A 12,721-nucleotide genomic window follows, 5' to 3' on the forward strand; every position below is an offset into this window, starting at 1 on the left:
TCTAAAACGATGTAAATAAGAATAAGACCCTTATTTTATCTTTATCCCTACAAAGCTCTGGAGATTGACTAAAGATCGGCTAACGCCTTCACATGAGCTACAACACTACGCCCCAAGGCAGAAAGGTTGTATCCCCCTTCTAGGCAACTAACAATGCGGCCACCGGCGTATTGATCAGCAATTTCTTTAAGCTTTTTCGTCATCCAGACATAGTCATCCTCTACTAGGCCCATCTGCCCCAAATCATCTTCGCGATGCGCATCAAAACCTGCAGAAATAATGATGAGCTCAGGCTCAAAAGCGCGTAGACGAGGTAACCACTCCTGTTCTACGATCGAGCGCACCACATCCCCACGGGTAGTCGCTGGCAGAGGAATATTGACCATATTCTTCGCGTGATCTAGGCCGCTATATGGATAAAAAGGATGTTGGAAAAAACTACACATCAACACATGAGGGTCGTTGATAAAAGCCGCTTCCGTTCCATTACCATGGTGGACATCAAAATCAATTAATGCGACACGTTCGATGCCATACTGCTCAATGGCATAACGGGCAGCAATCGCGACATTATCAAATACACAAAAACCCATTGAACGAGTGGGCTCTGCATGGTGCCCGGGTGGACGTACGGCACAAAAGACATTCTCCACTTCACCCTTCATAACAGCATCAACGCCTGCAATAGCGGCACCAGCTGCACGCAAAGATGTCTGCCAAGTATGGGGGTTCATGATCGTGTCGCCATCCAACATAAAATAACCACTCGCAGGGGCGCTCTCCTTTACAAAAGCAACATGATCAGGGCTATGCACTAACTCCAATTGATCTTCAGAAGCCAAAGGCGCTTCAAGATGGGTCAAGAATTGATCAACTCCGCTTCGAATCAACTGATCATTAATTGCCTGAATGCGTTCCGGGCACTCGGGATGATGACTTCCCATTTCATGTTTCAGAAAATCGGGATGCGTAATATATCCTGTAGTCATTAAGAGTAATCCTTCATAGCCAAATAATCTTTTTTGTAATCTAATGCATTGTGCTCACAAATCGAGAAACTCTCCACCTCAGAATGAAGTTATTCCCAAACTGTTTTCTTAAGCCATTCCTGCTTACTTTAACTTTTTTATTGGCAGCTTGCTCTACGCCATCCCCTCGGGTGAACGATTCAGCAGATGCCGCGAGTCCAGACATGATTTCCCAAGCGGTTCTGGCCCAAAATCTCCAGCTTTTGATTGGACAAGTGAGCGAATCTCAAGCTATCCCCCCAGCCTTCGTAGAATCGGGTTTTTCTGACACCAAGACTATTCCCTCTATCCGTAAATTGGTATTACCGCCATCCGGGACTTTTAAGAAAAATTGGGCGGTCTATCGACAACGCTTTTTGGAGCCTATTAGGCTCAAGGCTGGAAAAACCTTCTGGGAGCAGAATCAAGCCTACTTAAGCCAGATTGAACAGGATTCTGGAGTACCAGCAGAGGTCATCGTGGCCATTATTGGTATTGAAACCATCTATGGTCGCCAAACTGGAAACTTCAGGGTCAAGGACGTTTTATCGACCCTTGCGTTTAATTATCCCGACACGCCCAATAAAGCGGTCCGAGAGCAGTTATTTAAGGATGAGATCAAATCCCTAATTTTGCTTTGCTGGACTCAAGCCGGTGGAAAGTTGCCTGCCAATAACGCCTCTCAAAATGTCAATCCAGAGCTTTTTAAGCAGTGTGTTAATCAAAATAGCTCATATGCAGGCGCAATAGGTTTGCCTCAATTTATGCCCAGCAGTATTCGCGCTTATGCAGTGGATGGCGATGGCGATGGGCAAATTGATCTGAGACAAAGTTCACGAGACGCTATTGCAAGTGTTGCCAATTTTTTGAAACAGCAAGGCTGGCAACCCGGCATGCCCATCTACTTTGCAATTCCACAGAGTACTTTTGCACAAGCAAGTGCTTTAGCTGATGGGGAGCCTCAACTGAAATATTCGGTTCAAGAGTTAATCGAGAAAGGGATTTTGACGCCACAACAGGGCGACCTCCAAGCCGGCGGCGTCTCACCTCAAAGCAAGGCATTGATCGTTGACTTACCTTATGCAGATCAAGATGGGACAGATAAGGTTCGATATGTGGTTGGTCTCAATAACTTTTTAACCATCGTGCAATACAACCGCAGTTATTTTTATGCTCAGAGTGTCGCTGAATTTGCAGAAGCCCTAGGCTATAAGAACCAGAGTGTGATAACCGCTAACTTACCTGCTCTGCCGTCCGCCAAGCAAAGTACAAACTCTAAAAAGAAGAAAGCACTTCACAAAAAAGCGACTAAAGCTTCAGTTAATTAAGCTGGGAATACACCCGTTGAGAGATAGCGGTCGCCACGATCGCAAACAATAAAGACTATCGTGGCATTTTCAAGCTGTCGGGCAATTCGGAGTGCTACAACCAAAGCACCACCAGCAGAGATGCCACAAAAGATGCCCTCCTCTGCAGCTAAGCGTCTAGCCATTTCTTCTGCATCAGCTTGACTGACATACTCAATGCGATCAACTCGATTGCCTTCATAAATCTTTGGCAAATACTCTGGAGCCCATTTACGAATACCGGGAATTTGAGAGCCCTCTTCAGGTTGAGCGCCAATGATCACGATATTGGGATTCTTAGATTTGAGGTAAGTAGATACACCGGTGATGGTTCCCGTTGTTCCCATCGAGGAGACAAAATGCGTAACTTGACCATCGGTATCGCGCCAGATTTCAGGGCCAGTAGTTTCAATATGGGCACGTGGGTTATCGGGATTGGCAAACTGATCAAGTAATTTGCCACGCCCTTCTTTTTGTAACTGTAGCGCGTAATCTCGCGCGAACTCCATACCACCTGAAGCTGCAGTCAGAATGAGTTCTGCGCCGTAAGCAGCCATGCTCTGCCGGCGCTCAATACTTTGATTTTCTGGCATCACCAAAACCATCTTGTAGCCCAACATGGCGGCAGCCATTGCTAAGGCAATACCAGTATTGCCACTGGTTGCCTCTACCAGCGTATCGCCTGGCTTGATTTCACCACGCTCTTGTGCACGCAGGATCATCGACAGCGCGGGCCGATCTTTGACCGACCCGGCTGGATTATTACCTTCCAACTTACCCAAAATTACATTATTACGAGCAGCATTTTCAGCGCCTGGAATACGTTGCAATCGAACTAAAGGGGTATTGCCAATAGTCTGCGAAATCGTGAGGTAGTTAGTAGTAGCCATAAGACCATTTTAGCCATAAGACCACTTAAGCACGGAAAGGCTTAATTTCTCCGAGTGTTGCTTGGGCGATCCTGATGATTGCGAGTATTGCCTTGATTGCGGGAACTACGACGGCTGGATACTGAGCCCTCTTTTTTCGTGCGCCCATTAGGCTCCCGAAAAGAACTAGGGCTTTCAATCGTCAAGCCGTTGTCCACCATCTTTTCAACGGACTTCATCCCAATCCCCCGCACCCGCTTTTGTAAATCATTGGCATCCTGAAAATGGCCACCATCCTCACGCTCAGCAATGATGGTTCTCGCTTTTGCGGGACCAATCCCTTTAATCGTCTCCAACTCAGACTGTGAAGCGGTATTGACATTAACCGGTGATGCTTGCGCATGACCCGCTCCTGACAATACAAGCCAAGCTGATAACAGTACTGCAGCAGCGGGCACTACTAATTTATTGAAAGCAAAATGTTTAATCATCTTTTCTCCAGAAGTAAATAAAAAATCCATGCCGAAAGGACATGGATCATTTACAACGGGGATAAAGATGCTCGGTTGACTTCTATACCGACAACTACAAAGAGATCAATTAATTCTTACAAGGGATTGGTTAAGAAATCCGCATTGGCCGTTAACCAGTCGATATAACGACTGACACCTTGCTCAACATTGAGGAAGGGCTCGCTGTAACCAGCAGCTCTGAGCTTAGTGAGGTCTGCCTGAGTAAAGCATTGGTATTTACCTTTAAGCGCCTCTGGAAATGGAATGTACTCAATCGCCTTCATCTTGACGAGTTGCTCTAGAGGTTCTGAATTAGCACCATCTAGCTTTCTGAGTGAATTGACTACCGCATGGGCTACATCATTAAAGGGTTGCGCGCGACCACTGCCCAAATTAAAGATCCCGCTGATTTCAGGGTGGTCAAAGAAGAAGAGGTTGACCTTCACTACATCTTCGACTGATACAAAGTCACGGCTTTGCTGCCCTTGTGCGTAGCCTCCATATTCACCAAAAAGCTTAACTAGTCCATCCTTCTTATATTGGTGATATTGATGAAAGGCTACTGAAGCCATGCGCCCTTTGTGCGATTCGCGAGGACCATACACATTGAAATAGCGGAAGCCAACGACTTGCGCGGTATTGGCTTTTTCAGCAAAACGCTTGCGCATCACTTGGTCAAATAAGAACTTGGAATAGCCATAAATATTGAGCGGCTTCTCATGCTCACGGCTTTCAACAAAGACATCTGAGCCGCCATAAGTGGCTGCAGAAGAGGCATATAGCAATTGCACTCTTTGTTCAGTGCAGATATCAAGGAGATCCATGGTGTAGCGATAGTTATTCGCCATCATGAAGATACCATCGGTTTCCATCGTGTCGGAGCAAGCACCTTCATGAAAGACTGCCCTTACCTTACCAAAGCGACCACTTCTAAATGCCTCGAGAAATTCATCTTTATCAAGATAATCAATAATGTCGAGATCGGCTAAATTGCGATATTTATCAGCAGGACGCAAGTCATCGACTGCAATAATATTTTTCTCACCACGGGCATTCAAGCCTTGAACAATATTGGCGCCGATAAACCCAGCCGCTCCAGTAACGATAATGGTCATTGCAATTCCTCAGATGTAACGGTTGCGGTACCCAACTTACCAACCACAATACCCCCAGCACGATTCGCTAATGCCATCGCTTTCTCTAGGGGCCATTTTGCCGCCAAAGCAACCGCTAACGTGGCAATCACAGTATCGCCAGCGCCAGAGACATCAAAGACTTCGCGTGCTTGAGCATGAACATGACTCACACCAGCATCGGTAAATAGGCTCATACCCTCCTCCGAGCGAGTCAGAAGGAGTGCTTGTAGATTCAAAGAGCGACGCAGATCTTGCGCTTTTTTGGTGAGGTCCTCCTCACTACTCCAGCGACCAACTACCTGGCGAAGCTCGCTGCGGTTAGGCGTCAATACAGTAGCGCCCCGATACTTTTCATAATCTTCACCCTTGGGGTCTACGAGAATCATTTTATTTTGGTTGCGAGCTTGCTCAATCATGAGAGTCACTTGATGTAGAGCGCCTTTGCCGTAATCAGACAAAATTACCACGTCAGCACCTGATAGAGACTTCTCAAAACGCTCTAGCTTTCTGGCTAATGCAGTATCGCTAGGAGCTTCTTCAAAATCGAGGCGAATCAATTGTTGTTGACGTGCGATCACACGCAGCTTCACAATCGTCGGCACCTTACTATCTACTTCGAGCTGACTATCCACGCCACTGGTTTTTAGAAGCTGAGTAACGCGTTGTCCGGGCTCATCATCACCAATCACACCCAAAATCGTTGCATGAGCACCCAAGGCAGCAACGTTGCGCGCTACGTTAGCAGCACCACCCAAACGCTCATCAACCTTGCCAACCTGAACTACTGGCACAGGCGCCTCTGGAGAAATGCGATTAGTGTCACCAAACCAGTAACGATCCAACATCACATCACCTACGACGAGTAAGCGAGTTTTGGCAAATTGTTCTGGGTTAGCTTTTTCCACGGGCAGATGTGTTTCTAAGTGTGTTTTAAATAATTTTAGTTATGACGGCCAATACCTTGATACTCAATGCCTAATTCTTGCATAGCTTGCGGCTCATAGAGATTGCGGCCATCAAAAATGACTGGATGTTTCAGTTTTTGTTTTACAAGATCAAAGTCTGGGCTGCGGAAGGCTTTCCACTCAGTCACAATGACCAGAGCATCACAGCCGTCTAAAGCAGTAGTAGGATCATCGACCATGGCTACTTTTTTCAAGCCTTCAGGATTGCCTTTGAAGTCGAGTTCAAGGGCATGCTTCGCTTCGGGCATGGCTACTGGGTCGTATGCCACCACCTGAGCGCCACGCTTAACTAACTCGCCAATGATGACGCGACTAGGCGCTTCACGCATATCGTCGGTATTGGGCTTAAATGCTAAGCCCCAGAGTGCAAACTTTTTACCTTGTAAATCTTGACCAAAGCGCTTTTCAATCTTTTCAACCAAAATGGTTTTTTGAGCTTCGTTAACAGCTTCAACGGCTACTAAGATTTTGAGATCTTTACCATGCTCAATCGCTGTTTTACTAAGCGCTGAGACATCCTTTGGAAAGCATGAGCCACCATAACCAGTTCCCGAATACAAGAAGCCATAACCAATCCGAGAGTCTGAACCAATACCCTGGCGAACCGCTTCAATATCGGCGCCCACCAGATCGGCTAAGTTAGCCAATTCATTCATGAATGAGATGCGGGTAGCCAACATCGCATTAGCGGCATACTTTGTTAACTCGGCACTCTTGACATCCATGTAGTAGGTGCGCTCATGATGACGATTAAAAGGAGCATAGAGTTTGCGCATCTGCTCTTTAGCGCGCAGGCCTGCAGCATCGCTAGAAGTGCCGATCACAATCCGATCTGGGCGCATAAAGTCCTCTACCGCCGCACCCTCTTTTAAGAACTCGGGATTAGAAACTACTGAACAGAGTTCTGGTGATAAGTTCCTTTTTACCAATTCTTCAGTAATGGCTGCAGTCACCTTATCAGCAGTGCCAACTGGTACCGTGGATTTATCCACAATCACCTTGGGTGTAGTCATATGCTTACCAATATTGCGAGCGGCGGCAACAACGTATTGCAAGTCTGCTGAGCCGTCTTCATCAGGAGGAGTGCCTACGGCAATGAACTGAATCTCACCATGCTCAACCGATGCTTTGATATCCGTTGAAAACTGAATGCGTCCGGCGGCGCGATTACGCTCGATCATCTCCTTCAAGCCAGGCTCATAGATTGGAACGCCACCAGAATTGAGAATGTCAATTTTCTTGGGATCTAAGTCTAAGCAAAAAACGTTGTTACCTTGTTCCGCCAAGCATGCGCCAGTAACTAAACCGACATAACCACTACCAATAATCGTAACTTTCAAAACGCCTCCGACTGATTTAATAATTTAACCGTCATTAAACTGTAATTTAATGACGATTTAGTTAATCTACCCTATCTACCAATCACATTGATGGGCCACTAGGAGCGACCCCTTCGCTTCTTCTGGGAGAATACGCCTCCCAATGATTGCACCCAGGGCACTGCCAGTAAAAACGACGGGCTCTAAAGCCGCAATTACCACAGGTATAACGTGCCAGACTAGTTGTACGTTGCTTTAAAAGACCCAGAATCGCCTTAATCTCGGCGATCTTATCGTCTGAGCCATTGCTTTCAGCTAAAGCCAAGCGGGTTTCGGCAAGCTTGGATAAGGCACTCAAACTGGGTGAACTTTGCATTACTTCAACCAGCATGGCTTCAGCAATATGAGGCCCTCTTAACTGGGTAAGGTGCTTATGAACAATATCCAGCAGCTCGCCAGAGGCTTGAGTTTTGAGTAACTCAACCAAACGATCCAAGCCCTCTTCTGCTTTATCCAGACTGGCATGAGCGAGCATCCAACGATCTGCCAGCAAGTGCATGTAAGCAGGATGTAGCTTTGCAATGGCGCCCCAAGTTTCAATCGCTTGAGCGGGGCGATCCATCGCCATAAAGTAGTCGCCCTGCAAAATGAGGGCGCGCGCATGATTGGGGACTGCTTGAAGTGCACGGGCTATAGATTGCTCTGCCCCAGTTAAATCTTGGCGACGCAGTGCTTCTTGCCCTAACTCGCAATGAAACTGGGCGATTTCAGTTTGATGTGATTTACCCTGGAGCGACTCCAGCTCTTGTGCGGCAATGATCGCTTTTTGCCAATCGCGCTCAACTTGATACATCTCCAGCAAGCTTTCTTTTGCTGGTGCAGCGTACTTACCTTCTCCAACCCGATTTAAGGATGCTTCAGCTCGATCTAATAATCCCGCGCGCAGAAAGTCTCTACCTAGCTCATAAGCCGCATGATCGCGATCACGGGGCTTTAAATCATCTCGATTAGCTAAATGCTGATGAACCCGAATCGCACGCTCAGTTTCACCACGACGGCGAAATAAATTACCCAAAGAAAAATGCAGTTCAATCGTTTCAGGATCAAGCTGCGCAATTTTGACTAGGGTTTCAATCGCCTGATCAGGTTGCTCGTTCAGTAATAGGCTCAAGCCCTTAAAGGTAGAACGCTGTTGGCGCAAACGCTCCAGCTCATCCATTCGATGCTCAAGCCGAAGATCCCAGCGTGCGGCCATCCAGCCCAATCCGAATAGGATGGGAATCAACAATAGCCAAGCAGTTGCGATATGAATCATAGCCCTGGGCTCTTGAATAAAAAAATGGTCCGAATGGACCACTGGTGGTTTGCCGAATGATTAGGCACCAGAACCCTCTTTGGGTCCTGACTGCTTCAGTGGCTTGTAATCAACCCGTTCACGTAATTCTTTGCCAGGCTTAAAGTGTGGCACCCGTTTTTCTGGAATAAGCACTTTCTCGCCAGACTTGGGATTACGCCCAGTTCTTGCAGGGCGACTATGCAAAACAAAGCTACCGACGCCACGCAACTCAATCCGCTTGCCTTCAGCCAGTGCGTGAGTCATGGTGTCTAACAGCGTTTTAACCGCCAACTCCACATCCCGTGGCAAGAGCTGCGGAAACTGTTCCGCTAGGCTCTCCACAAGTTCGGAGCGAGTGATTGCTTGTTGCTCTTGATCTGACATGATCTATCAATAAAAAACCGCCGCCCCCGAGACTGGAGGCGGCGATATTGATTTAGCCTTGATTGTCCATTTTTGCTTTAAGCAAAGCACCCAAGTTGGTTGTGCCAGACTGCGCATCACCTTGGAGTTTGCTCATTGCGTCCTGTTGATCGGAGCTATCTTTTGCCTTAATCGAAAGATTGATTACGCGAGACTTACGATCAATATTAATGATCATGGCAGTCACGCTATCGCCTTCTTTCAATACATTGCGTGCATCTTCAACGCGATCGGTTGAGATTTCTGAGGCACGTAAATACGCTTCGACTTCATCAGCCAAATGAATGGTTGCGCCTTTAGCATCAACAGCCTTCACAGTGCCAGTAACAAGACTACCCTTGTCGCTAACGGATGTGTAGTTGTTGAATGGGTCACCAGACAATTGCTTGATACCGAGAGAGATACGCTCTTTCTCAACATCAATGGCCAATACGGTGGCTTCAACTTCATCACCTTTTTTGTATTTCTTAACAGCTTCTTCGCCAGGCTCATTCCAAGAAATATCCGAAAGATGAACCAAACCATCGATGCCGCCAGGCAAGCCAATGAATACACCAAAGTCAGTAATTGACTTGATTGCACCACTTAACTTGTCACCCTTTTGATGGGCGCGTGAGAACTCTTCCCATGGATTGGCTTTGCACTGCTTGATGCCTAAGCTGATACGACGCTTGTCTTCATCAATATCCAAGACCATGACTTCAACCTCAGTACCCAAGGCAGTTGCTTTACTTGGAGCGACGTTCTTATTGGTCCAGTCCATTTCAGAAACGTGTACCAAACCTTCGATACCAGATTCGATTTCAACGAATGCGCCGTAGTCAGTCAAGTTGGTTACCTTGCCGAATAAACGGGTGTTTGGTGGATAACGACGAGCGATACCTACCCATGGATCATCGCCAAGCTGTTTCACACCAAGAGACACACGATTCTTCTCTTGATCGAACTTCAAAATCTTAGCGGTCACTTCTTGACCAACAGTCAACATCTCGCTTGGGTGACGCACACGACGCCATGCCAAATCGGTAATGTGGAGCAAGCCATCGATACCGCCGAGGTCAACGAATGCGCCGTAGTCAGTAATGTTCTTAACCAGGCCAGTCACTACCGCGCCTTCTTTGAGGTTAGACATCAACTCAGCACGCTCTTTACCTTGGCTGGCTTCAACAACCGCACGACGTGACAACACGACGTTGTTACGCTTACGGTCCAACTTGATAACCTTGAACTCCATGGTTTTGCCCTCATAAGGGCTGGTGTCTTTAATGGGACGAGTGTCAACGAGTGAGCCAGGCAAGAATGCGCGGATACCGTTCACCATCACCGTCAAGCCACCCTTGACCTTACCGGTAACAGTACCAGTAACAATCTCAGCTTGCTCGAGTGCTTTCTCTAGATTCATCCAAGACGCTAAGCGTTTTGCTTTATCGCGTGAGAGGATGGTGTCGCCGTAGCCGTTTTCAAGGGCATCGATCGCAACAGAAACGAAGTCGCCAGGGCTTACTTCAATTTCGCCAGCGTCGTTATGGAATTCTTCAACAGGAATAAACGCTTCAGACTTCAAACCAGCGTTAACAACAACGAAGTTATGGTCGATGCGGAGGACTTCAGCCGAAATAACTTGGCCGGTCTTCATATTCGATCGGGTTAATGATTCTTCAAATAGTTCTGCAAATGATTCAGACATGTATGTTCACTTTGTGCCGCCAGAAGGCCTGACGGGTTAGGTTATAAAAGTCCCAAGAAACACGCTTATTAAGAAATCGCGTTGTGGAGTTTCCGAAGACGCCAAAAAACTACTGCATTCAACTACTTACGCGGATGCCGATTGATACCAAGCCAACACCGTTTGAACTGCTTGATCGATCGATAAATTGGATGTTTCAAGCACCTGCGCACCTTCTGCAATCACTAAAGGGGCTGTGCCTCGACTACTGTCTCTAGCATCGCGCTCTTGTAAATCTTGCAACAAGTCCTCTAGTCTAGCAGAAATTCCCTTAGCTATCAATTGCTTATACCGTCGCTCGGCTCTAGCCGAGGCGCTAGCTGTAAGAAAAACCTTCAATTTAGCGTCTGGAAAGATGATGCTGGCCATATCCCGGCCGTCTGCGACTAAACCTGGTTTTTGACGAAAACTACGCTGAAGACCCACTAAAGCACCCCGAACCGCTGGCTGAGTAGCTACCTTTGAAGCTCGTAGCCCATTAGCCTCGGTCCGGATCGCTTGAGTAACGTCCTCGCCACCCAGGAAAATTTCTCCGTCTTTAAAGCTAATTTGAAGTTTTTCTGCCAATTGACCCAATGCAGGGCCATTATTGACATCAATGCCCTGCTTTTCACTGGCCAGTGCAACTAGACGATATAGGGCGCCACTATCCAAATAATGAAAGCCCAACTCCTGAGCTACCAAAGATGCAACCGTCCCTTTACCAGAGGCTGTGGGTCCATCGATGGCGATAACAGGGGGCAAATTCATAGCAAACTAGGAAACAATCTTGGCAAATTCAGCAAAGTAAGTAGGGAAAGTTTTTGCCACGCAATCAGGGTCATTGATCTTGAGGGTATTGGGGCCAAAAGCCGCAAGTGAAAAACACATTGCCATCCGGTGATCGTCATAAGTATCAATTCCTGCTGCAGGAGATTTCCAATCGGTCGGTTTGGCAGGTGCCTCTACCGTAATGTAATCTGCACCCTCCTCCACAATAGCACCAAGCTTACGCAATTCGGTTGCCATTGCTGCAATACGATCGGTTTCCTTAACGCGCCAACTGGCAATATTATTCAGACGCGTTTGACCTTCAGCAAATAAAGCAGCCACTGCTAAGGTCATGGCTGCATCGGGAATCTCAGTGCAATCTAGAGTGATCCCTTTGAGCTTACCGCTTGCATTACTGACCCCAGCAACTTCGATCGATTCATCTGTTGCAGTAATCTTGGCGCCCATCTTTACTAGGGCATCCGCAAAAGCCACATCGCCCTGAATACTATTGGATCCTACACCCAAGACTTTCACGGGGCCAGCACCAATGGCACCAAGCGCTAAGAAATAAGAGGCAGATGAAGCATCACCTTCAACCAATAATTCGCCTGGACTGGAATACACATGCGCACTTGTTTTTGCAGGAATTAAAAAGGTTTGTGCATCGGGGCAAGTCACTTTGACGCCAAAACGCGCCATCAGCTTGAGTGTGATGTCGATATAAGGCCGTGAAATCAGATCTCCGATTACTTCGATTCGAATCGGCTCTCTTGCTACCAGAGGCAATGCCATCAATAGCGCAGTTAAAAACTGGCTAGACACATCACCTCGAATCTTCACAACATCTCTAATCTGAATCGTCGCCGCACTAATTTGAATCGGTGGGTAGCCTTCTTGTTGCTCATAAGCAATTTCTGTATCGACTTGACGAAGGCCATCAACCAAGTCTCGAATCGGCCGCTCATGCATGCGAGCCACGCCAGATAATCGGTAATTGCCACCTTGCATCGCGAGGGCCGCAGTGAGGGGGCGAATGGCGGTACCAGCATTTCCCATAAATAAGTCTGCATCCCTGACCGGGAAATGTCCGCCACAGCCTTCAATCACACAAACTTGATTGGGTTGGTCAGTAACGGATATGCCCAACTTACGCAAAGCGTTGCGCATGACTTGAGTGTCATCCGCATCAAGCAAATTCTTGAGCGTGGTTTTACCTGTAGAAAGAGCTGCTAACAGTAGGGCTCGATTTGAAATGCTCTTTGAGCCGGGCAGAACCACTTCGCCTTGGGCTCGGGTCAATGGGCCGATTGTGATGCTTGGCACAGCAGT

At 47.3% G+C, this 12,721-nt stretch carries 11 protein-coding genes and 1 pseudogene; 1 reads left to right on the top strand and 11 read right to left on the bottom strand.

Going from position 1 to position 12,721, the window contains the following annotated elements:
- Positions 1–68: 68 nt before the first annotated feature.
- Positions 69–989, bottom strand: a complete 921-nt coding sequence (locus ICU98_RS06475; protein ID WP_215335958.1) for a histone deacetylase family protein — start codon at positions 987–989, stop codon at positions 69–71.
- Positions 990–1,129: 140 nt separating this feature from the next.
- On the opposite strand from ICU98_RS06475, the gene ICU98_RS06480 reads away from it, so the two are divergent.
- A complete protein-coding gene (locus ICU98_RS06480) occupies positions 1,130–2,335 on the top strand; it encodes a lytic transglycosylase domain-containing protein (protein WP_251365318.1) in 1,206 nt (401 codons plus the stop codon).
- Here ICU98_RS06480 and cysM read toward each other — a convergent pair.
- From cysM to aroA, 10 genes and pseudogenes are all read right to left on the bottom strand, one after another.
- Positions 2,332–3,243 (bottom strand): cysteine synthase CysM, encoded by a 912-nt coding sequence (gene cysM, locus ICU98_RS06485; protein WP_215351516.1) that lies wholly within the window; start codon positions 3,241–3,243, stop codon positions 2,332–2,334. The genes ICU98_RS06480 and cysM overlap by 4 nt on opposite strands.
- Positions 3,244–3,284: 41 nt before the next feature.
- Positions 3,285–3,713, bottom strand: coding sequence for a helix-hairpin-helix domain-containing protein (locus ICU98_RS06490; RefSeq protein WP_215351519.1), 429 nt, complete (start codon positions 3,711–3,713; stop codon positions 3,285–3,287).
- A 116-nt stretch (positions 3,714–3,829) separates the two neighbouring features.
- Positions 3,830–4,849 carry an ADP-glyceromanno-heptose 6-epimerase gene (rfaD, locus tag ICU98_RS06495; protein ID WP_215351522.1) on the bottom strand — a complete coding sequence of 340 codons (1,020 nt, stop codon included), beginning with the start codon at positions 4,847–4,849 and terminating at the stop codon, positions 3,830–3,832.
- The gene (rfaE1, locus tag ICU98_RS06500; protein WP_215351525.1) at positions 4,846–5,775 is read right to left on the bottom strand and encodes a D-glycero-beta-D-manno-heptose-7-phosphate kinase; all 930 of its coding nucleotides are present in this window, start codon (positions 5,773–5,775) and stop codon (positions 4,846–4,848) included. The genes rfaD and rfaE1 overlap by 4 nt, the downstream gene beginning before the upstream one ends.
- 35 nt (positions 5,776–5,810) lie before the next feature.
- A complete protein-coding gene (locus tag ICU98_RS06505; protein WP_215351528.1) occupies positions 5,811–7,175 on the bottom strand; it encodes a UDP-glucose/GDP-mannose dehydrogenase family protein in 1,365 nt (454 codons plus the stop codon).
- Positions 7,176–7,257: 82 nt separating this feature from the next.
- Positions 7,258–8,469: a lipopolysaccharide assembly protein LapB gene (lapB, locus tag ICU98_RS06510; protein WP_215351530.1), complete on the bottom strand. Its 1,212-nt coding sequence runs from the start codon at positions 8,467–8,469 to the stop codon at positions 7,258–7,260.
- A gap of 66 nt (positions 8,470–8,535) precedes the next feature.
- A pseudogene (locus ICU98_RS06515) lies at positions 8,536–8,874 on the bottom strand (integration host factor subunit beta); the annotation flags it as partial.
- 52 nt (positions 8,875–8,926) lie between these two features.
- Positions 8,927–10,600 carry a 30S ribosomal protein S1 gene (gene rpsA, locus ICU98_RS06520; protein ID WP_112204783.1) on the bottom strand — a complete coding sequence of 558 codons (1,674 nt, stop codon included), beginning with the start codon at positions 10,598–10,600 and terminating at the stop codon, positions 8,927–8,929.
- A 126-nt stretch (positions 10,601–10,726) separates the two neighbouring features.
- Entirely contained in the window at positions 10,727–11,389 is a 663-nt protein-coding gene (gene cmk / locus ICU98_RS06525) for a (d)CMP kinase (RefSeq protein ID WP_215351533.1), read from the bottom strand.
- Between the two features lie 6 nt (positions 11,390–11,395).
- Complete coding sequence (gene aroA, locus ICU98_RS06530) at positions 11,396–12,715, bottom strand: 3-phosphoshikimate 1-carboxyvinyltransferase (protein ID WP_215353193.1); 1,320 nt, start codon at positions 12,713–12,715, stop codon at positions 11,396–11,398.
- Positions 12,716–12,721: the final 6 nt, after the last annotated feature.

Source organism: Polynucleobacter sp. MWH-P3-07-1, from assembly GCF_018687555.1.
GTDB lineage: Bacteria > Pseudomonadota > Gammaproteobacteria > Burkholderiales > Burkholderiaceae > Polynucleobacter.

Bases quoted from the DNA above. Each gene is read 5' to 3' on its own strand.
- ICU98_RS06490 (WP_215351519.1), bottom strand. From the start codon at position 3,713: ATGATTAAACATTTTGCTTTCAATAAATTAGTAGTGCCCGCTGCTGCA.
- ICU98_RS06475 (WP_215335958.1), bottom strand. From the start codon at position 989: ATGACTACAGGATATATTACGCATCCCGATTTTCTGAAACATGAAATG.
- rfaD (WP_215351522.1), bottom strand. From the start codon at position 4,849: ATGACCATTATCGTTACTGGAGCGGCTGGGTTTATCGGCGCCAATATT.
- cmk (WP_215351533.1), bottom strand. From the start codon at position 11,389: ATGAATTTGCCCCCTGTTATCGCCATCGATGGACCCACAGCCTCTGGT.
- rpsA (WP_112204783.1), bottom strand. From the start codon at position 10,600: ATGTCTGAATCATTTGCAGAACTATTTGAAGAATCATTAACCCGATCG.
- lapB (WP_215351530.1), bottom strand. From the start codon at position 8,469: ATGATTCATATCGCAACTGCTTGGCTATTGTTGATTCCCATCCTATTC.
- cysM (WP_215351516.1), bottom strand. From the start codon at position 3,243: ATGGCTACTACTAACTACCTCACGATTTCGCAGACTATTGGCAATACC.